This is a genomic window from Chthoniobacter sp., assembly GCF_040003245.1.
Lineage (GTDB): Bacteria > Verrucomicrobiota > Verrucomicrobiia > Chthoniobacterales > Chthoniobacteraceae > Chthoniobacter.
On record NZ_JBDUCX010000104.1, the window covers coordinates 1 to 22,365 of the forward strand.

Below are 22,365 nucleotides of genomic sequence, written 5' to 3' on the forward strand. Positions count from 1 at the left end.
GGTCGGCGACCCGGTCGAGGAAGGAGCGCGGGTCGTCCTCGGGCCGGACGTCGACTTCGTCCTCCACGGCTTCGGCTTCGCCAAGGAAATCGCGGGCCGTCACGCGGGTGCGCTGGTACTGCTGCCACTCGCGGAAACCGCCCAGCTTCCAGGCGCTGAGGTTCTGTTCGTTGATCGGCCGGCCCTCGAAATAGACTTCCAGCATCTCCTGGACTTCGGGCAGGGAGTTGAGCTCTTTGACGAGGGCACGGGCGGGTTCGCCATCCTGGAGGCGTTCGTTGAGCCAATCGCGAATGGCGAGCGGCAGGCGGGCGATTTTACCGAGACGGGTGGCTTCGATGGCACTGGTTTTCATGCGCACGATTATGCCCTCCTTTCCGGAAAAAAGTGCATTGGCCCATTGGCTCCATTGGCTCCATTGGCTCCATTGCGGAAAATTTTCACGCGAGGACGTGGAAAAGGAGAATCACCACGAAGGCACGAAGACACGAAGGGGAATAGGAAGGGCTCTACCAAAGGACTTTTTGCTGTCTTCGTGCCTTGGTGCCTTGGTGGTTAATCATCCGGGGGCAAGCAAGGGGATGATCTTCGCAGGTGCGTGCAGAGTAAGCCTGAAACGCCGATTTCTGAAAGAATCAGCCGGGGCGCTCCGTATTGGTGAGTGGGACCACAACCTGGCGCCCAAAAACAAAACACCACTCGAACTGCCATGAGCACCCCGCCCGAAACCACCCCTCTCCCACCCGCTTCCCGCGTCCCCTATCTGCGTCCCATCGGCGCCGTGGCCCTCGCGATCGGCATGGTCTGGTCCACTTCTATCGCGGCGGGGAATTGGCGCGAAGTGCGGGCCAATCGGGAAAAGCATACCATCCGCGTGACGGGCTCAGCGAAGAAACGGATCGTCTCGGATCTCATCCAATGGGAGGCCTGTATCGAGGCAAGGGCGCCGGAGCGCACGGCGGCCTATCAGACCTTGCGCGAGGGGCGCGACAAGGCGGTGGCATTCCTCCTGGCGCAAGGGATCAAGGCGGAGGAGATCCAGCCGCAGTCGACGACGGTGGAGGAGATTTTCGAGAAAGAGATCGAGGACAAGGTGCTGCCGGGCACTACCGTGGCGGTGCGCTCGGAAAAGAGTGTCTCCAAGGGTTTCCTGACCCGGGAGTCCATCGTGGTGCGTTCGACCGATGTCGCCCGCGTCGAGAAGGCTTCGCGGGAGATCACCTCGCTGCTCGAGCAAGGCGTGTCGGTGAACTCGGAGAACCCGCGCTACTTTTACACCCCGCTGGGCGAGCTGAAGCTGGAGATGCTCGCGGCGGCGGCCAAGGACGCGCATTCCCGGGCGGAGAATATCCTGCGCTCGGCGGGCAACGCCACCATGGGCAAGCTAATCGTGGCGGACATGGGAATCATCAACATCAACCCCGCCAACGCCACGAAGACCTCCGAGGAAGGCAACAACGACACGACCTCGCTGGACAAGGATATCATCACCATTGTGCACGCGGAGTTTGAGGTCGAGTGAGGACAACATCGCCCTCCCTCAAGCCACGCTCTGCAAAGGGTAGGCTTCCAGCAACGGCCCCGGCAGACGTGTATCGGAGCGCGCCGACGGGGGACGATCCAGCAAGTTCTTGATGACCGCGACGATCTGCTCTTTGGCGATCGGCTTGCCGACGCAGGCTTTCGCTCCGCTCACCAGCGTCAAACGCGAGCAATAGTTCGGCTCAAAGCCGGTGAGCAAAACGATCGGCACGGACGTCGCCAGAAAGCTCAACGCGGCCAGCAACGAAACACCATGGGAGTCTTCGTCGAGATCGACAATGTAGAGGTCGACGTCGCTGCGGTCGCCGAGCAGGATTTTCAAGGTTTCCTCCGGGGTGGCGCCAATCCGCAGTCCGTGCCTGGTTTCGACGACGGCATCGGTCACGGTTTCCTGCACCGACAGGTCCGTACTGAAGAGAACGATTACTTTTGGTTTCATGGGGTGGGTTCTTTCTAGGGCAAACCTAACCGGCTAGAGGGGCGGGCGCTGCGCACCCCTTGTTCAAGGCAGGGCGTTTTTTGCGGTGCGCTTCCACGGTAATGGAGTAGCGTTGGCAGTATGCCCGCCACCGGTGATTCCTCGCTTGCCGAACGTCTCTCGCAATCGGAGATCGTGCTGGATTACGAACGGGCTTTTTCCGAAGCCACCGGGATGCCCCTGAAGTTTGAGCTTCAGGGCCGCAAGCGGCCGATGCTCCGCGGCGGGGCAAAAACGAATGCCTTCTGCGAAATGATGGCAAAATGCGCACCGGGTTGCCAGATGTGCGCGGAAACGCAGCAGCGCCTCCAGGCGGGATCGAACTCCGCCACCAGTTCGACCCAGTGCCGAGCCGGGCTGATCGATTCCGCCGTGCCAGTCAAAGCGGGAGAAACCATCCTCGGTTATCTCACGACTGGCCAGATCACCCATCGCCCGACCAAGGCTGGAAACTTCACCCGGATCGTGGAATGGCTGCGCAACGGCGGGATCAAGATGGACTGGGTGGCGCTGGAAAAGGCCTATCACGAGACGCGGGTGATGAGCCATCGCCAGTACGATGCCGTGCTGCGTTTGCTCGAAGTCTTCGCCTCACACCTCTCCTACGCCGCCGAGCGCATTGCGACCGAGGAAGCAAACGCCGAACCCGCCGCCGTGGCCGGCGCCCGCCAGTACGTGAAATTGCACCGCGGGGAACCAATCACCCTGACGCAAGTCGCGCAGGCCGCGCACGTGAGCACGTTTCACTTCTGCAAGATGTTCAAGCAGGCGACGGGGCTCACCTTCACCCACTACCTGTCGCTAACCCGCATTGCGCACGCCAAGAACTTGCTGGCCAATCCCCAATTGAGAATTTCCGAGATCGCCTACGAAGCGGGATTTGGCTCACTCACGCAATTCAACCGGGTCTTTCGCCGTTACGTCGGACAATCGCCGACCGAGTTCCGACGGAAGTCGGGCGGGATTGGGAGGTGACGGGGTTTCTCTCTTCATGAGAGGGTGCTATTGTTTGACGCTGCCACGACGAGCGATGGGAAGAAGAGGAATAGTCGGAGCCTACCCACCCCAAAAAAATGAACTGTTTCCCTCGCCCCGTTTCCAGCTAACATCTCCCCCGCCATGAATGCGTTCACTTTGCCGGATTCGCTGGTCGTGCAACTTCGCACCTATGAGGGGCGATTGCGACGCATGGAGACCTTGGCGGCGGTCGCCGGTGGAGTCGTCGGGCTGCTGGCGACGTTTGTGCTCCTTTTCGTCTTCGATCGCTTTGTCGATACGCCGCGTGTGGCACGCACTTTCCTCACCTTGGGCGGCGGGGTGCTGGCGGCGTGGTTTGCGCAAGCTTGGGCGGCACACTGGCTATGGAACCGGCGCGGGCCGGCGCAACTGGCCAAGCTGCTCCAGCGGCATTTCAAGACCCTGGGCGACCGCCTGCAGGGCATCATCGAGCTGACGGAGACCAACGATCTCCCACCGAATATTTCGCCGTCGCTGCTCCGCGCGGCCATTCATCAGGTAGCGGACGAATCGTCGCGGTTCAATTTCCAGAGCGCGGTCCCGGTGCGTCCGGCGCGGCGCTGGGTGCTGGCGGCCGGGCTGCTGGTGGCGTTGACCGCAGCGCCTTTCGTCTTCGTGCCGAAAGCCGCCAACAATGCCCTCGCGCGCTGGCTGCATCCCTGGACCCAGATCGACCGCTATACTTTTGCCAGTCTGGAAGCGTTGCCCGCTGAACTGGTGGTGCCGCATGGCGAGCCATTCGAGATCGCCTGCGGGCTGAAAGCGGATTCCGCGTGGAAGCCCGACACCGCGGTCGCGCGCCTGGAACGCACGGAACCGCAGCAGGCAAAATTTGAAAACGGCCACGCGGTATTCCATCTCGCGGGGCAGACGGAGAACGGCACGCTGACCGTGCGGGTGGGCGACGCGTCGCGGGACATCGCGATCCGGCCGCTGCATCGCCCGGAGATGAAGGAGCTGGCCGCGCGGGTGGAATTGCCGGAATACCTCGGCTACCCGGCGGCGACGGTGGCGATCCAGGGCGGGAGCGCGGAATTTCTCGATGGCAGCAAGGTGAGTTTCGCGGGCAAGACGAGCCGGGCGCTCAAGGACGCGGGAATGAAAGCGGCGCAGGCGGACGCGGCGGCGACTATCAAGGAAGAAACTTTTACCACGCCCGCGAAATCCGTCGCGGAGATCGGCGCGGAGGCGGTGTTTCGCTGGGCGGACACGCATGGCCTGACGCCGACCCAACCCTACACCTTGCGCGTCAACACTACCAAGGACGCGGAGCCGCGCGTGGAGTTGCAGGGGCTCGACCAGGAAACCGCGATCCTGCCGAATGAAATGCTCAAGCTGAACGTGGCCTCGAGCGATGATTACGGGCTGAAAGAAGCGTGGGTCGGCTGGACAGTCCATGGGCTCGACTCAAAGAAGAACGACCTCGGCCAGGGCGACGCGGCGCATACGCCGGGCGGGCAGATGAAGAAGGATCTCGGCGCACCGCTGGATTTCACCCCGGCACTCTACAAGATTCCGGAGGACAGCGTGGTGGAGATCGCCGCTTATGCACTCGACTACTTTCCCACGCGCAAGCCGGTGGAGTCCTGGAAATACACGGTCTATGTGTTGAGCCCGGCGAAGCATGCGGAACGCGTGCGCCAGCGGATGGACGAAGTCCTCAAGCAACTCGACGAGCGCATTCGCGATGAAGAGCGGCAGATCGAGGAAGCGAAGGCCATCGCCGAGGACAAGAAGAGCCTGCCCGAGGAGAAAGCCGGCGAGGACATCAAGCACGTCGAAGCCAGCGAGCGGGCGAACGAGGCGGCCTTGAAAAAGATGACCGAGGAAATGCACGAAATCATGCGCGATGCGATGCGGAACAAGGAGATCCCCGAGGGGACGCTGGCGGACTGGCATCAGACCGCCGAGGCGTTGGAGCAAAAAGCCGACCCGCCCATGCAACAGGCGGCGGAATCGCTCCAGCAAGGCGCGCAACAGCCCGGGGCGCGCGAGTCGCAACTGGCGCAGGCGCAGAAGCAGCAGCAGGAAGCGCTCGACGCCATGCGCGCCGCGGCGAAGAAGATGAACAAGGCGAACGAAAATCTCTACGCGCACAATTTCTACAATCGCATGCGCGCGGCAGCGGCGGCGGAGCACAAGATTTCCGATGGCTTGAAGGGGCTGGCGCGGGAGACCGCCGGGCTGCGGGCGAACGAGATCGCGCCGTCGAAGATCAAGGAATTCAGCCTCGCCGCGGACAAGCAGACCACCAACACGAAGGACGTCGACAGCATCGGCAACGACATGGCGGCCTTCGTGAAACGCGTGCCGAATGAAAAGTACGAAACGGTGCAAAAGGAGATGTCGGAAAAGAAAGTGGTCGCGGAACTGACCGAGCTCGCGGTCTTTGTGAAGCAGAACCTCGGGCTGAAATCGGTCGGGCGCGCGCGGCAGTGGGGCGACCAGCTCGACGAATGGGCGACGATGTTGCAGAGCGAGTGCAAGTGCCAGGGGGGCGGCGGCGAGATGGACCCGGATGTCATGGAGTTCATGGTCTCGATGGTGCGGGCCGCGGTGGTGCAGGACGGCATTCGCGAGCAGACCCAGCAGGTGGATGAGAAGAAGGCGGGTAACGCGCAGTATCCCGATGACTCGAAGAAGCTCGCGGAGCAACAGGACGACCTGCGCGGCACCCTGGGCGCGCTGCTGCAGAAGATCATGTTCGACGGCGTCCCGAAGGCGCTGACCGACCCGCTGGCCGATCCGGGGCAACCGGCGCAATCGAAATTCGAGATGTTCAAGCCGGCCATCGAAGGTTCGCTGAAGCTGGCGGGCGAAGTGACCGAGGATCTGCGCCGACCGCAGACGGACGCCGACGTGGTGAGCACGGAAGGGGCGATCATCGAACTGCTCGTGCCTCCGGACAAAAAGGGCGGCAAATGCTCTTCCCAGCAAAAGATGATGCAGAAGATGATGGCGCAGGTGACGCAGGCTCGGAAGTCGGGCGGCAACAATGCGAAATCCTCGAGCAGCTTTGCCGGCGACACGACGTCCGGCGCGGTGGCCAAGGACACCACGGGCGCACGCCGCGTGGAGAAGACCGGTGGCGCCGGCAACGCGGGCGAATGGCCGGAAGAGTTTCGCGATCAACTGCAATCCTACTTCCAGCAGATCGAAAGCGGCGACAAGAAGTAGTCCCGTCGCCACTCCACGGGCATGAATCGACACCGGTGGCTCACGGCAGGCGCGGCGTTGCTCGTGGCTACGGTGAGCGCCCACGCCCAGCTACGGTTGGAGAACCAGCCCCCGCCGGCGGCGTTCGACACCTTGCCCGCACGGACCAAGAACGCGACGGCACCGGAGGTCAATTTCTTCGGTAACGAAGCCGCGCAGCAGCGCGCTTCCGGTGAATCGGCGGTCCCGCCCGCCCGTCAAGCAGAGGGGGGATATGCGCAAACCCTGGTCTTTCCAGACGGGCGCGAACTGCACGGAAAAATGATCGCGAGCGAAGGCGAATACATCCTTTGGCAACGGCCGGATGCCAGCGAGACGCTCCGCTTTGCAGGCGACGCGGTGGGCCACATGCCAATGTCAGAAGTGCTCCGGAATTTAGGGAGCGACTCTCCGACCCCGAGTTTCGGTCAACTGAACCGGATCAAGATGATCCCCGCCCGGCCCACAGCCGACTCTTCCGAGGATATTCTGGTGTTCAAGAATGGCGACGAACTGCCGGGCAAGGCGCTCGCGGCCACCTTGCGGGGCCCGGTGCGCTGGCGGACGGCGGACGGCCAGGAAGTGGAATTCCAACCGGGCCGCATCGCGGGCCTGCGGCTGGGCGGTGTCGAAAAGGGCCGTGCCACCGGGGCCGGCGAGCCCACAGCCATGGTGGAGCTGCGCACCGGTGAACGGCTGCGCGGCAAACTGGTGGCGTTCGACGAAAAACAGGTGTGCCTGAAGCACACGCGACTCGGCACAATCACGCTGGAGCGCAGCCGGGTCGGTCGCCTTTTTCCGGACGCACGGCTCGGGGCGATCGATGGCGGGCGCGTCCCTGCGGGCTGGGGCTGGGCCACCCCGGAATTGCCAGAACCCAGCAAGGAGCCGCCTGTCGCGGACGGCGCGCATTGGGTCTACCTCGATGGCACCTATCTTTTCCACGGCCAGGCGCCCTCGTTCTCTATCCCCACTTCGACTCTGCCAGGTTGGCAGCACGCGATCGATCCCGGCCTCGAGCGCTTTGAACTGCGGTTCGAGCTGGGTTCCGCTGGCCGGTTTCCCGCCAGTTGTGCTCTCACGCTTTTCGGCCGCGGTGGCATCATGCTCTGCACCATCGTCTCGAACCGCGCGCTCGCAGTGGCGGTGATGGATCCCCCGGAACGCCCCCAGTGCAAGTGGCGCCAGATCCCCCTGAACAAACTCCAGAACGCGTCCGGGCCGCGCCTGCTGCGATTCTTCGTGGATACCAAGGCGGGCACCTGCGACATCGTGCTCAACGGTGTGCTCGTCGCGCGACTGGGCAAGGACGAGCGCGAGCGTCTGGTCCCAGACGAATACTTTGTCCGCCTTCAGGCCAATACCAATACCGGGTCCCTCCTCTTTTCGAACATTTGGATCGGGCCCTGGAGCGGTGACTTGCCCCACCCCGCAGCCGGGGATGGCACTTCCACGGCGTTGCGCAACGGCGACGCATTGGCGGGTGCGCCCAAGGAATGGCGGGAAGGAAAGTGGATCTTGGAAAGCGAACTGGGGCCGCTGGAGATTTCCACGGAAAAAGTGCTCCTCGTCGACTTCGGAGGCACCGCGCTGGCGGAGCGCGCCGCCGGGCGCATCCGGCTGGCGGACGGGTCGAGCATCAACGTCGACGCCTTCCAGTGGGACGGCCGCGAACTGGCGGCCCACAGCCCGGCTTTGGGGAATGTGCAACTCTACGCCGCGACCGTCGCTGAAATCATTTTCGATCCCGTCCCTTCGCACACCACGATGGTGGAAGAACCACCCAAGTTGGCCGGGAAAAATACCGCGACTCCGGATGCGGGCCGCGAGGTGCGTAAATGAAAACGGGGCACGAGAGACTGCGGTGGCTCCCGGCAGGCGCGGCGATGCTCATCGCAGCCTTCGCCCAGGCGCAGGTCCCGTCGCCGCCGGACTACAACCTTTTCGGCGAGGATTTCGCGAAGCAAGGCGTGTCGATATCGCGCAGTGCCGTAGACGCATCCGCGTCGGTGGGCCCGCAAACGCTGATTTTCCAGAGCGATCGGCGCATGCACGGCGAGCTCGTGGGAATCACGCCGTCCGAAATCATCTGGCGCCGGCCGGATGCCAGCGAGCCCTTGCGTTTCCCTCGCGCCACGGTCCGGCGTATCGAGATCGAACCGAACGCCATCGGAAGAGTTGACGCCGACAATCGCATTTTGATGCCACCGGCGTCTCTCGCCAGGCAACGGAAAGACCTCCCGGCCCCTCCACCCGGAGCGGTCCCAGCGACGCTGAAGCTGGCCGGAGGGGATTGGCTTTTCGGCAATGTCACCAGTGCAGACGGCCAAGCCTACACTATCGCACTCGACGATCGCACCCCGATCTCCCTGCCCCGGGCGCAAATCGAATGGCTGCACTTTGGCGAAAGCCCGGCGTCCGCCATCGGGACATCTGGCTCGCCGCTGGACAGCGAAAGATGGGCGCCGTTTTCCACCACCATGGATGTCGCCACCGGGACGATCACCGTCCGCGGCACGGATTGGATCGGCCGGGAGATCCCGGACGCAAGGCGCCTGGAGGTGGCACTCGAGCTGCCCGCGGACGGCGAGGAAGGCACGTCACTCTGGTTCCAGCCGTTGGAAGCGCGGGCCAATCTTCTCGACAGCCAGGGCGTGGGAACTGCGGCCATCCGGTTCGGACAATCGCAGATCTCGCACACCCTCTGGGTCGAAAAATTCGAAGAGCAGTCCGCGCCGCTGCCCAAGGACACGATCACCACCGGCGGCTCCGTAAAATACCGCGTCTTTTACGATGGGGTCGCTCATCGAATCGTGGTGCGGCGCAATGGCCAGAAGGTGGGCGACTGGAAATTTGTCGTCCGTGCCGAACAGGAGCACCCCGGTGGGTCGCCCAATCAACTGATCCGCGCCATTTGCCTCAGCCGCAGAATTCCGGGCTCGCCTCCGAGTTCCATTGCGACGCTGAAATTTCAACAACTGCGGGTGCGGCCTTGGAACGGCATCCTTCCTAGTGAAGACAATGCGGAACTTGCCCATGACCGGCTCGCCATCGGCGACGCAGCGGCCCTCGGCGGAAACCTGGAAGCGATGGGCAAAACGGACCTGACGTTTTCCGGCAAATCGTATGCGCGCCAGCCGGGCACCTCTCTGGAATTTTCCAACCACCCGGCTCCTCTCGCCGACGCGGAGGCGAAATTGATCTTGGGACAGGGAGAACTGTGCGCCCGGAACCTGGTAATCCACGACGGCGCCCTGCATTGCACCACGGCATTTGGCGCGGGTGTGTCGTTGCCCCTCGACGCGCTTCAGACCATCGCATTTGCCTCCGGCAAATTTGAGTTACCGACGGAACCTGCGGATGTCCTGGTTTTCAAGAACGGCGACGAACTGGAAGGCAAGGCGCTCTCCGCCACCTCCGGCGAAGTGGTGCGCTGGAGGCTCGCCGGCGGGCAGGAGGTCGCTTTTCAATCCCGGCTCATCGCCGGCCTCCACCTGGCGCCCGGCGGGGAGGCGAAAGCGGTCGCTTCCGGAGCGACGGTGGAGTTGCGCACCGGCGAAGCGTTGCGCGGCAAACTCCTCTCGCTGGATAACCGGCAACTGCGGATGCAACACGAGCAACTCGGCGAGGTCGCCCTCGATCGCAAATCCCTCTGGCACCTCTATCCCAGCCCGCAACTTCCGGTACTCGAGGGCGGCTGGAATCCGGTCACCTGGATGCACCGCTATCGACCGGAAGCCGCAGATCCCACGGCGGGCGCGAAGACGAGCTCGTCTGGCGACTGGGTCTATCTCGATGGAGTCTACATCCTGCGTCATATCCCGGCTGCGGAATCTCGCGGAGCCGAACTGGTTTCCGCGAGCAATCACTGGCCGAACCTGCAGCGGGAAATCGATCCCGCGCTGGAGCGTTTCGAGGTGCGGTTCGAGGCGAAATCTCCGAATCCCCGGCTCAATCGCTGCCTGCTTCTGCTTTTCGGCGGCAAGACCCACCGGACCTGGCAAATGGTGATTACCCCCGAAGATGTTGCGCTCGGGGTTTACGACCCTCGCACTCGCCGCCAGGGCGAATTTCATCATTTCCCATTGGATACGAAGTCCGTCGGCGTGGGGTCACCTCTCAAGGTGCAATTTTTCATGGATAGCAAAGCGGGCACAGGTGAACTGCGCCTCAACGGCGTGCAGATCTTTCGCTTCCAACCGAGCGAGGAGGACCGGCGGATTGCGGGCGATCACCCGGCCAAACCGACCTATACCGCGCGCATCCAATCACTTCCGACCGAAGACTCCGCATGCGTCCTTTCTCACGTGGGAGTCGGTCCGTGGAGCGGTGAATTGCCGGGACCATCCGGCATGGTCAATCCGGTGACGGTGCTCGACAACGGCGACGTCGCGCGATCGGCGCCGAAGGATTTGCACGATGGAAAGTTCACTCTCGGAGACGACATGGGAGAGATGGCCGCCGACAAGGTCACGGAAGTGGACTTCGGAGGCGCCATGGATTCAAGGCACGCGGCCGCCCGCGTTCGACTGACGGATGGTTCGATCGTGAACATCGATGAATTCAAATGGAACGGGCGCGAATTAACGGCGCACAGCGGCACGTTGGGAAACATGCGCCTGCCGGGAAGTGTCGTGAGCGAACTCATCCTTGATCCTCGATTGCCGGCCGCGCCATGACCTCGGAACCCAAAAAGCGCGCGCAAAAAGGAGGCGGCCGCGGAACCGCGCAAATGGTGAGGCTGGCGATGGGTTTACTGATTCTCTCCGCCGCTCTCGCGCAGGCTCAGGTCACCCTGCCGCCCGACATCGATTTTTTTGGCGGCGATCTCCTGCGCGCACCGCAAAACGATGGCGGCGAAGCCGGCAAGGCATCCCCGGCGACGGCGGGTTATGCGCAGACGCTGGTGTTCAGCGATGGCCGCGAGTTGCGGGGCGAACTGGTGGAAATGACCAGGGATGAAATCATCTGGCGGCGGCCGGACGCCGGAGAGGCGCTGCGCTTTCCGCGCAGCGAGGTGCGGCGGATCGTCACGGGACCGGCCGGGGTGGAGCCTTCCAACGGCATGGTTCCAGGCGTTGCCGGGAACCCCGCCCATCCGCCGTTTGACGGCGCCACGCTGAAGCTGCCGGGCGGAGACTGGCTCTTCGGCAAGGTGACGAGCGCCGATGGGCAGAGCTTCGCGGTGGAACTCACTGGGGGGGCGCAATTGGCGATTGCCCGCACGCAGATCGAGTGGATGCATTTTGGCGCCAATCCGGTGCCGGCCTTCGGCTTTTCCGTCTCCGCGCTGGACATGGAAGGCTGGCTGCCCGCCAGCGCGACGATGGAACTGGCGGGATCGACGCTCACCGTGAAAGGCGTGCCGTGGATCGGCCGGGCGATGACGCCGCCGAACCGGTTTGAAGTTTCCTTCGAGCTGCCGGAAGACAGCGAGGAGGGCACGCGGCTGTGGCTGCAGCCTTTCGGGCCGCAACCGAACTGCTACGGGACTGGCACGGCGGAGATCCGCTTCGGCCGGAAGGAGATCGCCCATCTGCTCTTCACGGACAAATTCGAGCGCCAGAGCGCGCCGCTGCCGGTCGAGGCCTTGAAAGAAAAGGGGCCGGGGAAATACCGCGTCTTTTACGACGGCACGGCGAAGCGCATCGTGGTGCGGAGGAATGGGCGGGAGGTGGGCGACTGGAAATACTTCACCGAAAAGGACAAGCCGGCGGACGAGGCGGTTCGGAATATCCAATTCAATGCGCTTTGTTTCGATCGCGAAAATCGCGGGGAAGGAACCAGCCCGCTCAAGTTCAACCGGCTGCGCATCCAGCCGTGGGATGGGAACCTGCCCAAGGAGGGACAAATCGAGGACGGCCTGGACCACTTGAGTACCGGCGAGACGGCGGAGATCGCCGGCAAACTCGAATCGGTGACGGACAAGGAGATGGTGTTTTCCGGCGCGACACGGCCCCGGCAGGGCGGCACGACCGTGCGGTTTTCCGGGGCGCCACCCGCGGTGCTGGCCGGGGCGGAAGCCAAGCTGGAGTTTGGCAGCCAGGGAGAATTCATCGCGCGGAATCTGCGGGTGCGCGAGGGCAAGGTGCTCGGCGAGACCATCTTCTCCAGCGCCTTGGAATTACCGCTCGGCACGCTGCAGAATATCACCTTCCAGGGGCCGGCCATGTCGGCGCCACCGGCTGCCTCCCTGGACATGCTTGTTTTCAAGAACGCGGACGAACTTCCCGGCAAGGCGCTCTCGGCGACCCTCCCTGGTCCGGTGCGCTGGCGGATGGTCTCCGGACAGGAAGTGGAATTTCAGCCGGGGCGCATCGCCGGCATCCGGCTGGCGGGCGCTGTCCCGTCTGTCGACCCGAAGGCGGCTGCGGCCGACGCCACGGTCGAGTTGCGCAGCGGAGAACGGCTGCGGGGACGGCTGGTGGCGTGGGACGAAAAACACGTCCAACTGGAGCACCCCTTGCTCGGTTCGCTCGGTCTCGATCGCAACCGGCTCTGGCGCCTGTTTCCTGTCCGCCGTTTCGACGCGGTCGACGGTGGTCGCGCGCCGGGCGGTTGGAAGTGGAAGGAAGCGGAAGAGGGCTCGGCGGAGGGCCGAAAGACCGGCGCGAACAGCGACCAATCCATCTACCTCGACGGAACCTATGTCCTGCGCGGCCACGGCTACGTGGGCAGCTTCAATTGGTCCGAACTGCCCGGCGTGGAGCGGTCCATCGATCCCGGCCTGGAACGATTCGAAGTGCGGATCGAAGCAGCGTCCCAGGGAAGTTTGCCGAATTTCATCCTGATGCTCACGGGCAAGGGCGATACGTCGCTGCGCGCCATGATCTGCTACAGCAACCTGCAATTGACGATGCAGCATGCCACGGGAAATCGCCGTTCGCCCTGGCGCAATATCGCCTTGGCGGAAAACCTGTTCGCCACGAATGGGCCACGGGCCCTGCGGCTTTTCGTCGACACCAAGGCGGGCACATGTGACCTGGCCATCAACGGGGTGCCCGTCGTGCGACTGGGCCAGGAGGAAAACGAACGGCTCCTTGCCGGGGAGTATACCGCCAAAATTCAGCCTTATCCGAACCAGGGAATGGCCACGGTCTTCTCGAATATCTGGATCGGGCCGTGGAATGGCGAATTGCCGTCGCCCGCCAAGGCGGCGGACGAAACGACCGCACTCGCCAATGGCGACGTGGCGAAGGGCACGCCCAAAGCCCTGCATGACGGGAAATTCACCATCGATAGCGAACTCGGCGAGCTCGACATTCCCGTGGAAAAGACGCTCGCGGTGGACTTCGGCGGCGCCCTCGATGCGCAGAAAGTCGCCGGGCGGCTCCGGCTCGTGGACGGCACGGTAGTGAACGTGGAGCGATTCAACTGGGACGGCCACGCATTGACGGCGCACAGCTCCACTCTCGGAGATTTACGACTCCCTGATGGCGTCGTGAGCGAACTGATCTATGATCCATCGCCCGTGCACCCGCCCACGCCCGTGGGCGCCAGCAAGCTGGCAAAAAAAGATTCCGCCAAGAAAAACAGCGATTGAACCCGTACCGATGACCCGAATGCCCCACCGCCTCATTCATCATGGCATCGCCATCGCGCTGCTGGCCACCCTGCCGCTGCGGGCGCAGGACCTGAACGTCTATCGCGGCACGCAGGTCGCGCCGCAAGTGGAGCGCGTCTACGAGCGCGGCCTGCAATATCTGGTGAAATCGCAGACCGACGACGGCTCCTTTCCCGGGAATTACGGCCACGAGCCCGCGACGGCGGCCCTTTCGATGCTGGCCATGTTCGCGCACGGCGACGACCCGAACTACGGGCCGTATGCCAAGCCGATCAAGCGCTGCCTGGACTACATCTTGAAAAGCAGCGACGCGAGTACGGGGTATATCGGCAGCTCGATGTACAACCACGGTTTCAGCACGCTGGCCCTCGCCGAGGCCTACGGCGCGGTGCAGGATGAGCGGATCGGCCCGGCCTTGAAAAAAGCGGTGGAGCTCATCCTCACCTCGCAGGAAAAGAATCGCTTCAAGGCCTGGCGCTACACGCCGGATTCCAAGGATGCGGATTCCACGGTCAGCGGCGCGTGCTTCGTGGCGCTGATCGCCGCGCGCAATGCCGGCCTGCGCGTGCCGGATGGCGCGATCGAGGGCGCCTTGAAGTTCTACACCGATTGCCAGCAACCCGGCGGCGGCGGCATCGGCTACACGCCGGGCTCGGGCTCGAACGGCACGGCGACCACGGCGATCGGGGTGGCGGTCTATGCTTATGCGCGGAAGAAGGATCAGCCCACGTTTATCAAGGCCCTGTCCGCGCTGAAGAAGAGCGACGATGAGGGCGGGGGCGGCTATCCCTTTTACGGCGAGTACTACGCCTCGCAGGCGCTCTTCCAGAGCGATGTGAAGGCATGGGAAGTGTGGAACGACAAGCGCGTGCAAAAGCTCGCCGACACCCAGAACGACGATGGCAGTTGGGACGCCAGCCTCGGCGCGCCGCTCTCGACGGCGTTTGGCCTGCTCTCGATCGCGCTCAGTTACCGCTACCTGCCCATTTACGAACGCTAGCCCTCACCGAAGCATGCGCCTTTCCCCTCCCCTCGCCGCCGCGCTCGCGCTCCTCGTGCTCGCGGCCTGGCCGGCGCCCGCGAGCGCGCAGGTGATCGTCCGCGGGCAGGGGGGTGGCGTCCTCATCCTCGGCGGGGATGGCAATCCTCAACTCGTGAAAGCGGAACCCGATCCCGCCGGTCCGCACCTCATCGAGTTCTTCGATGGCCGGTTCCTGCACGGCACCCTGGAAGCCGTGGATTGGGCACGCCATGAAGTCACCTGGCGGCGGACCGATGCCTCAATGCCGCTCACGATCCCGATGTTGCAAATCAGCCGGCTGAGTTTCGTGCCGCTCCCGGCTCCGCCCAACGTCGGCGAATTGGAAGTCATCGTCCCCGGCGTCCCCCCGCCTGTTCCCGATCCCAAGGAGAATAAGACTCACGCCACCGTGAAGTTCGTGGGCGGCGACTGGCTGGCTGCCGGGGTGGCCAATATCCAGGACAACAAAATCCATCTCCAACTCAGCGATGGCTCGCCGCTGACCGTGGACCGCGCGCAAGTGGATTGGATTTATTTCTCCAAAAACGCCGCGCCGGAATGTTATGACGGCCCGACCAGTTTTGCCGGCTGGATCGGCCCCGGCTGGACCTACCGGGCCGGCGCCTTGCGCGCCTCGTCACCAGCCAAGATCGAGCGCAACTTCGCCTCGCTGCCCGACCAGGTGGAGTATGCGTTCGAGATCGACCAGGGGAACCTGATGTGCGCCTTCAATCTCAATCTCCATGGGCGCGTCGGCCAGGGATGGAGCGGCGAACCGGGATTGATCCAGTGCATGCTGCGCGCGAGCACGCTCACGTTGTATTCCAACTCGGAGGGCCGGTCGAAGAACGAGCAGGTCGACCTCACCAAGATCTTCGGCGACTCCCTGGATGGACGCGGCAAAGCCGGCAAGAGCAACCCGGTGCGGATGCGCATCTTCGAGGATTTCACCGGCGGTCGGCTGGCGATTTTCATCAACGACCGCAAGGCCGGCGAATGGAACATCCAGAAAGGCGAACCGGGCAAGAACCGCGGTGGCTTCATCTTCCAGCCTACCATCTGGAACTCGAGCAGTGAGCAGACGCTATCCAAAATCCGGGTCGTCCCGTGGGATGGCCACGTGCCGGCGGACGCCGAGAAAGGCGAGGTCGAGGCAGGCGATCGGCTGGCGCTGACGGATGGAACGGCCCGGGACGGAAAGTTCATCGATCTCGTGTCCGGCACCGCGCGGCTGAGGACGGAGGGCACTACCTTCGAGACCCCGCGTGACCAGGTGAAGATGCTGCGTTTCTCCCATCAAGACGGCGCGGCCACGGCCCTGCCCGAGGTCGTCGCCCGCGTGCGGCTGGTGCAAGGAGGCGAATTCGACGCCGCTGGCCTCGGCTGGCGCGACGGCAAATTGCTGATCCAGGCACGCTTCGGGAGCGAATTTCCCATGCCGGTCTCGGCGATTTCCGAGTTGAGCTTCTTGCAAACACCGCCGGCGCTGTCCACCGCGGAAGATGTCCTGGTGTTTGAAAACGGCGACCGGCTGAAAGGGAAACTCGAGTTCGCCGAGGAGAACCAAAAGGTGCGCTGGCGTACGGATGAAGCGGCCAAACCGGTGGAGTTCGAGCCGGCCCACGTCGCCGGCGTGCGCGGCGGCTGGAGCGACAGTGCGCGCAAAGGCCGGATCGATAGCGTGGTGCGCTTTCGCAATGGCGACTGGCTGGCCGGGCGGTTTCTGACTCTCGACAAGGATCAAGTGGTCCTCGAGACGCCGGATGCCGGGCAGCTCACGATCAGCCGTGCCTTGGTACGCACCTTGTACTTCAGCACCGATGGCACGCTGCCCATTTCCGATGGCGCCGCGGACGACCGCGAATGGCTGCGCGGCCCCGACTTCCTCAATCAAGCTCCCGCCACCACGCGCAAGACTCCGGCCAACGCGGCCATCCCCTGGAAATCCTTCGACGGCGCCTTCTCGCTGCTCGCGGCCGGCGGCAGCGACGGGATGATCACGCAGACCGGCGGGGCGCACATCGGGCGGCAGATCGCTTCGCTGCCCGCCCTCGTCGAGGTGAGCTTCGATGTCACCGCGCAGCGCGGACAGATTCTCTTTTCCACGCAGCTTTTCACCGAGGCGGGCGCTCCCGGCTACTCCCTGCAAATGCATAGCCAGGGCCTCTACATTTACGATTTGAATCCCGGGTCGCGAGCGCGCGGCGGCTTGATCCAGCAGCAGGTGCAGTTCGAGGGGAAGGTGAAGCCGAACGCCCAGCAACGCCACGTCCAGTTGCTCGCCAACCGGGACACGGGCCAATTGACGGTCCTGGTCGACGGGGTCGTGATCACGCGTTTCGGGGGCAAGCCGGGTGCCCCGCCGCGGCAGTTGGGCCGTGGCTTCGTGATCACCCCCCAGGTGAATCTGCCCTGCACCTTTTCCAATATCTGGGTGGGCCCCTGGAATGGCCGGATACCGGGGAAGACGCCCCAGAGCGACGCCACCCAGGACACGGCGATCCTGAACAATGGCGACGAGGCTCCGGGGACGGTCGAGGTGGCCACCCCGACCGTGGTAAAGCTCACTTCCGAGGTGGGCCCGCTGGAGCTGCCGCTGGACCGTGTCACGATGATCGATTTCGGCGGAGCCCCGGTCGAGCGCACCCTCGGCGCCCGGCTGCACCTACCCGGCGCGGGCAGCCTCACCGTCGGCTCTTACCATGTGGAAAATGACCTGATTACCTGCCGGAGCGACATGGTCGGCGAGTTGCGCCTGCCCCTGCACTCGGTCCAGGAACTGGTCTTCACCGTGGCGAAGCCGCCGGCGCAGGAGTAAGGGAAAGCACCGAGGGGCAGCGGGCCATACGATGCCAGTGAGGGTCTTGCCAAGGCATCTCCATTCGCCAGACACGACATCCGTACAAAAATTCAGCCCCCCGCAACCGAATGGTTACGAAGGGCTGATGTTCCCCCCAGAACAATCTTCTAAATACGTGTTGAAGATGCCCGACGATTCAGACCTGCGCAACAAGTTTTTTTAAATTCTTTTAATAGCGATGCGTATTCTGACGTATATCTTTATTAATTAGCCGATCTAATACACGAGAAAGTGGCCTCTTTCAGAGTAAATGGCCCGCTTTGCCATTGATTATCATTTAATTTTTGAGGTGGTGCCCTGGCGCAATGATCCTCACTAAAAGCTGACTGAGGACGACATCGGCTTCCATGGACGACGTGACCAGGCGAATATTCGCCTCCAGGCAGGCGCGAAACGCCGCCCGCAGTTCCGGCATTTGGTATCGCTGGACGTGCATGGCGGCCAACCCCAGCGCGTAGGCGTTCACGGTGCCGTCCTTTTTCCTCGGCAGGTGCGCCGTGGCCGCCTCCGGCAGCTTCTCCAGGGTCTTGCCAAAAAAGAAAGGCTGCTGGGGCCGGGAGAGCTTGTGCCGGGCCATGAGGTCCTTGGCGATGAGCAGGCTGCGTACGGTCGGGATGATGGCCACGAGCAGGATGCCGATGGCGGACTCGCCTTGGAACAAGAGCTGGTCGAGGAGCGCCAGCGAACGCGGCAGGTCGCGGGCGGCCAGGGCATTGCCGAGTTCGAAGACGATGCCCGCCCGGGAGAGCGGCACCAAATCCCGCACGTCGTCCACGGTCACCGCCCGGCGCGCGGCGCCGAGATACAGGTCGAGCTTTTCCAGCTCGTTTTCCATCACGCGCCGGTCGCCGCCTGTCGACAGCGCAAACAATTCCAAGGCGTCACCCGAAAGTTGCAAGCCGCGCTGGTCGGCCCGCTCGCGAGCGAGGGCCGCGGCCTCCTCCTCCCAGCCGCTCTTGCTGGAATCCACCCGGTCGTAAACCTCGACCTTCCCGAGTTTGCCGAGCCCTTTGTAAAAGGAGCGCCGCTTGTCCACGTCGATGGCGCTGAGCAAAAAGCGTGTGGACTCCGGCAGGCCGCCGCTCAAGGTCTCGGCGAGCTTTTCCAGCGCCTCGATCACGGCGGCGGCCCGGCCCATCGGGTTATCGGCGAGGAAATTGGCGTTCTTCAACCAGACGAGTTTCTCCCCGCCGAAAAAAGGAAACGTGAGCAAGGCTTCGATGGCCTGATGGATCCGCGTGGCTGCCTGGTCGGCGTTGTCCGCCACGCCATCGATCACGTCGGAGGAAAAGTCGCCGCCATCCGCCGGCGCCATGCGGATCGAGGTGTCTTTCGCCACGCGCTTCACTTCCGATTCATCGGAACCGACGATCGCGCAAATCTGCGCTGAGGCTTTGGTTTTGGCGACAGGCATGGCCTAAAGAAATCAGGAGCGTTCAGTCGGCGTTGGAGAAACCATTTTGCTGGGTGGCGTAGGTCTTAAACTCCCGGTCCAGCGCGTCCAAGCTGATAAATTTGGCGGCGAACCCCTTGTTCAGCGCCGTCTCGAAGCGGTTGCCCCGGGACATCGCGTCCAGAAAGACCCCGAAGCCGTGCTTGTCCGCCCGCTCCAGGAAACGCACGAGGCGCTCCGATTCGTTATAAAAGGCGCCGACCTGCGCGACGTCCTGCGGGTAGGTGAGCATCGAGATCAAGAGCGCGACCGGGATATAGAGGTCATTCGGCACGGGATGCGAAATCGGCCGGGCGCCGTATCCGCGGGCGCGATTGAACGCCGCATAGCAGCGGCTCGCCGAGTACTCCGCATAGCCCTCGTTCAGCCAGAGCGGCACGCCCGAGCCGAAAAACCGTTCGATGACCAAGTGGGTAATCTCGTGCCCGAGGGTGCTGCCCTTGAACTTCAGCTCCGGGTTGCGCTGGATGAAAAGCGACCCTTGGGAATGAATACCGCCAGTCCAGGGATCGAGCGCCCCTTTTTTCTGGAACTCCTTCCAATCCTCATTCGTCTCGAAGATAAAAATGTGGCTCTTGCGCTCCCACTGGGTGGTATCCTTTTCCAGGTCCTTGGAAATGACCCGGTAGTAAAACTCCGCCTCCACCGAAACCGGCGCGGCGATAAAACCGTGGAAGTAGTGGTAGACGAAATTGGCCGTCTCGGCGTGCTTCCAGTCCGTGGGATGAATGCTCATCGCCGCCTGACCCAGTGGCGTCAGGCTGTGGTCCGAGAGACTTTGAAGGGGGATTTCCTTCAAGGCCCCGTCCGCTGCGTCCTGCGCCACGGCAGACCCTCTCAAGGCGAAGGCGCACAGGAGGGCAAGGGCACGAGGGGCGGGAGAGAAAAGCATATAGGGTTCCAAGGGAAAGGGGCTGTTCGCCGAAATAGTTTCAGGTGCGATTGAGTGCGATTCGGTGCGATTCACTGCGATTAAGGGCGAAGGACGCGGGAAGGGAAATGCTGAGCCGGAAAAAATTGGGGGCACGATCAGGCACGATTGACCACGATTCGGCACGATCACACTGGACTGGGGCCCGGCGGAGGAGGGCAACGCGGCTCTCATTCGCCGAAAACAGAACCTTGAATGGCTTGATTCACCTTGATTTGCCTTAATCAAGGCGGACGGGGATGGCAGGAAACCTGGCATGGCGGTCAGTCCCACTGCTTCGGCCATGCGGGACATTCGGGAGATCATTGGATGTTCGATGTTGGGTGTTGGATGTTCATCCTGGCTATTCGCCCCGGCCCTCCACCCAAAAAAAGGGACGCACCCACTACCGGTTCCGTTTCTGGACGTGCTCTGCATACCCGTGCATTGAAACATTTCCGGACAAAAATGTCGAAGGGCCCATTGGTTCTATTGGCTCCATTGCGGAAAAGTGCATCGATCTCTCGAATGCGCGCTGGTTCCTCAGCGGCAGGATGCCGCGGCCACTATGCCCGGGCCTTGGTTCGGCGGCCGGTGCCGTACTTCACCGGCTTACGCTTGGGCTCGATCTTGCTCACGCCGGTGCCGGCCTTGAGTTCGGCGATTTGGTCGCGCAGCAGGGCGGCCTTTTCGTATTCGAGATTGTTCGCCGCGATCACCATCTCCTGCTCCAGCTCGCGCAAGGTCTCGCTCAAGGAGAAATCTCCGCCGCCTTCGCGCACGACTGATTCCTCCAGTTCGCGTCCCTTCAAGATGGTATGCAGGCTCTCCTGCACCGCCCGCTGCACGCTGCGCGGGGTGATGCCGTGCTTTTCATTGTAGGCCAGCTGCTTGGCGCGCCGGTACTCGGTGATCGCCAGCAGCGCCTCCATCGACTTGGTCACCGTGTCCGCGAAGAGGTAGACCTCGCCGTTCACGTGTCGCGCCGCGCGGCCGGCGGTCTGGATGAGCGACGTTTGCGAGCGCAGGTAGCCTTCCTTGTCGGCGTCGAGAATGCAGACGAGGGAAACCTCGGGCAGATCGAGCCCTTCGCGGAGCAGGTTGATTCCCACGAGGACGTCGAACTCCGCCGCGCGCAGCGCCCTGAGGATCTCCACGCGCTCGATCGTATCGATGTCGCTGTGCAGGTAGCGCACTTTCAAGCCGACATCCTTCAGGTAGTCCGACAAGTCTTCCGCCGTGCGTTTGGTCAGCGTGGTGATGAGGATGCGTTCCTTTAGCTCGATGCGCTGGCGGCAGAGCTCCAGCGTCTCGTCGATCTGGCCTTTCAACGGACGGATGGTGATGCGCGGATCGAGCAACCCGGTCGGACGAATGATCTGCTCGACGACGAGCGGCTTGCCGGGCGTGTGCACGTCGAACTTCTCCACCGGCATATCGGTGCGCGAGAGCTTGGGCTCCAGCGCCGCGCCGGCCACGGCGAAAGGCACATCCTCCTCCTGCCCGATCCGGTCGCGCTTGTGCGGGACGTAGCCGGTGTTGCCAACAACCGAGTTCTTGATCTCAAACTCCGCCGGCGTGGCGCTGATGTAGAGCGCCTGGTTGGTCATCTCCATGAACTCGGGGAAGCGCAGGGGCCGGTTGTCCAGCGCGCTGGGCAGGCGGAAGCCGTAATCGACCAGCACCGTCTTGCGCGATTTGTCGCCCTCGTACATGCCGCCCACCTGCGGGATGGTGGCGTGGCTTTCGTCGATGATGAGCAGGTAATCCTTCGGAAAAAAGTCCAGCAGCGTGAAGGGACGCGATCCCGGCGGACGTCCGCTGAGATGCCGCGAGTAGTTTTCAATCCCCGAGCAGAAGCCCATCTCCTGCATCATCTCGAGATCGTACTCGGTGCGCATCTTGATGCGCTGCGCCTCGAGCAGATGCCCGTGTTTTTCGAAGTGACTGACGCGCTCCGTCAACTCCTCGCGAATCGTGACCATGGCGCGGCGCATCTTGTCCGCCGGCGTCACGAACTGCTTCGCCGGGTAGAGGGTGATCATCGTCAATTGCTCATGGCTGTGCCCGGTGAGCGGGTCGAAGCGCGTGATGCGGTCGACCTCGTCGCCGAAGAATTCGATGCGGATGGCTTCCTCATCGAGGTTGGCCGGGTGCACTTCCACGGTGTCGCCGCGGACGCGAAACTTGCCCCGCGCGAAGCCGATGTCGTTGCGCTCGTAAAGCATGTCCACGAGCTTGCCCAGTGCCGCTTCGCGGGAGAGCTGCTGACCCACTTTGATGGTGAGCAGCATGTTCATGTAATCCTCCGGCGAGCCCAAGCCG

13 protein-coding genes are annotated in these 22,365 nt (G+C 63.2%); 8 read left to right on the forward strand and 5 right to left on the reverse strand.

Annotation, left to right across the window (positions count from 1 at the left end; translation table 11 throughout):
* Positions 1 to 355, reverse strand: a 355-nt coding sequence (locus ABJF10_RS15535; protein ID WP_348545504.1) for a hypothetical protein, incomplete at its 3' end; no start/stop codon positions are given.
* A 354-nt stretch (positions 356 to 709) separates the two neighbouring features.
* Here ABJF10_RS15535 and ABJF10_RS15540 point away from each other — a divergent pair.
* Entirely contained in the window at positions 710 to 1,522 is an 813-nt protein-coding gene (locus ABJF10_RS15540) for an SIMPL domain-containing protein (RefSeq protein ID WP_348545505.1), read from the forward strand.
* 18 nt (positions 1,523 to 1,540) lie between these two features.
* Here the strand turns inward: ABJF10_RS15540 and ABJF10_RS15545 are convergent, their stop codons facing one another.
* Positions 1,541 to 1,981 carry a hypothetical protein gene (locus ABJF10_RS15545; protein WP_348545506.1) on the reverse strand — a complete coding sequence of 147 codons (441 nt, stop codon included), beginning with the start codon at positions 1,979 to 1,981 and terminating at the stop codon, positions 1,541 to 1,543.
* Positions 1,982 to 2,101: 120 nt separating this feature from the next.
* Between ABJF10_RS15545 and ABJF10_RS15550 the strand changes: the two genes are divergently transcribed.
* The 7 genes from ABJF10_RS15550 (at position 2,102) to ABJF10_RS15580 (ending at position 17,635) form a co-directional block, all read left to right on the forward strand.
* Entirely contained in the window at positions 2,102 to 2,995 is an 894-nt protein-coding gene (locus tag ABJF10_RS15550; protein ID WP_348545507.1) for a helix-turn-helix domain-containing protein, read from the forward strand.
* A 144-nt stretch (positions 2,996 to 3,139) separates the two neighbouring features.
* Positions 3,140 to 6,214, forward strand: a complete 3,075-nt coding sequence (locus tag ABJF10_RS15555; protein ID WP_348545508.1) for a hypothetical protein — start codon at positions 3,140 to 3,142, stop codon at positions 6,212 to 6,214.
* Between the two features lie 21 nt (positions 6,215 to 6,235).
* Positions 6,236 to 8,074 carry a hypothetical protein gene (locus ABJF10_RS15560; RefSeq protein WP_348545509.1) on the forward strand — a complete coding sequence of 613 codons (1,839 nt, stop codon included), beginning with the start codon at positions 6,236 to 6,238 and terminating at the stop codon, positions 8,072 to 8,074.
* The gene (locus ABJF10_RS15565) at positions 8,071 to 10,911 is read left to right on the forward strand and encodes a hypothetical protein (RefSeq protein ID WP_348545510.1); all 2,841 of its coding nucleotides are present in this window, start codon (positions 8,071 to 8,073) and stop codon (positions 10,909 to 10,911) included. Before ABJF10_RS15560 ends, ABJF10_RS15565 begins: the two co-directional genes overlap by 4 nt.
* Positions 10,908 to 13,775, forward strand: a complete 2,868-nt coding sequence (locus ABJF10_RS15570) for a hypothetical protein (RefSeq protein WP_348545511.1) — start codon at positions 10,908 to 10,910, stop codon at positions 13,773 to 13,775. The genes ABJF10_RS15565 and ABJF10_RS15570 overlap by 4 nt, the downstream gene beginning before the upstream one ends.
* 19 nt (positions 13,776 to 13,794) lie before the next feature.
* On the forward strand, positions 13,795 to 14,796 hold the full coding sequence (locus tag ABJF10_RS15575) for a prenyltransferase/squalene oxidase repeat-containing protein (protein ID WP_348545512.1): 1,002 nt from the start codon (positions 13,795 to 13,797) through the stop codon (positions 14,794 to 14,796).
* Between the two features lie 13 nt (positions 14,797 to 14,809).
* Positions 14,810 to 17,635, forward strand: a complete 2,826-nt coding sequence (locus ABJF10_RS15580; protein WP_348545513.1) for a hypothetical protein — start codon at positions 14,810 to 14,812, stop codon at positions 17,633 to 17,635.
* 319 nt (positions 17,636 to 17,954) lie between these two features.
* Here ABJF10_RS15580 and holA read toward each other — a convergent pair whose 3' ends face one another.
* From holA to ABJF10_RS15595, 3 genes are all read right to left on the reverse strand, one after another.
* On the reverse strand, positions 17,955 to 19,091 hold the full coding sequence (gene holA / locus ABJF10_RS15585; protein ID WP_348545514.1) for a DNA polymerase III subunit delta: 1,137 nt from the start codon (positions 19,089 to 19,091) through the stop codon (positions 17,955 to 17,957).
* Positions 19,092 to 19,113: 22 nt separating this feature from the next.
* Positions 19,114 to 19,971 carry a hypothetical protein gene (locus ABJF10_RS15590; RefSeq protein WP_348545515.1) on the reverse strand — a complete coding sequence of 286 codons (858 nt, stop codon included), beginning with the start codon at positions 19,969 to 19,971 and terminating at the stop codon, positions 19,114 to 19,116.
* Positions 19,972 to 20,606: 635 nt separating this feature from the next.
* Positions 20,607 to 22,365, reverse strand: a 1,759-nt coding sequence (locus ABJF10_RS15595; RefSeq protein WP_348545516.1) for a helicase-related protein, incomplete at its 5' end; no start/stop codon positions are given.

Coding starts and splice junctions, on each gene's coding strand:
- ABJF10_RS15540 (WP_348545505.1), top strand. CDS start 710: ATGAGCACCCCGCCCGAAACCACCCCTCTCCCACCCGCTTCCCGCGTC.
- ABJF10_RS15545 (WP_348545506.1), bottom strand. CDS start 1,981: ATGAAACCAAAAGTAATCGTTCTCTTCAGTACGGACCTGTCGGTGCAG.
- ABJF10_RS15550 (WP_348545507.1), top strand. CDS start 2,102: ATGCCCGCCACCGGTGATTCCTCGCTTGCCGAACGTCTCTCGCAATCG.
- ABJF10_RS15555 (WP_348545508.1), top strand. CDS start 3,140: ATGAATGCGTTCACTTTGCCGGATTCGCTGGTCGTGCAACTTCGCACC.
- ABJF10_RS15560 (WP_348545509.1), top strand. CDS start 6,236: ATGAATCGACACCGGTGGCTCACGGCAGGCGCGGCGTTGCTCGTGGCT.
- ABJF10_RS15565 (WP_348545510.1), top strand. CDS start 8,071: ATGAAAACGGGGCACGAGAGACTGCGGTGGCTCCCGGCAGGCGCGGCG.
- ABJF10_RS15570 (WP_348545511.1), top strand. CDS start 10,908: ATGACCTCGGAACCCAAAAAGCGCGCGCAAAAAGGAGGCGGCCGCGGA.
- ABJF10_RS15575 (WP_348545512.1), top strand. CDS start 13,795: ATGCCCCACCGCCTCATTCATCATGGCATCGCCATCGCGCTGCTGGCC.
- ABJF10_RS15580 (WP_348545513.1), top strand. CDS start 14,810: ATGCGCCTTTCCCCTCCCCTCGCCGCCGCGCTCGCGCTCCTCGTGCTC.
- holA (WP_348545514.1), bottom strand. CDS start 19,091: ATGCCTGTCGCCAAAACCAAAGCCTCAGCGCAGATTTGCGCGATCGTC.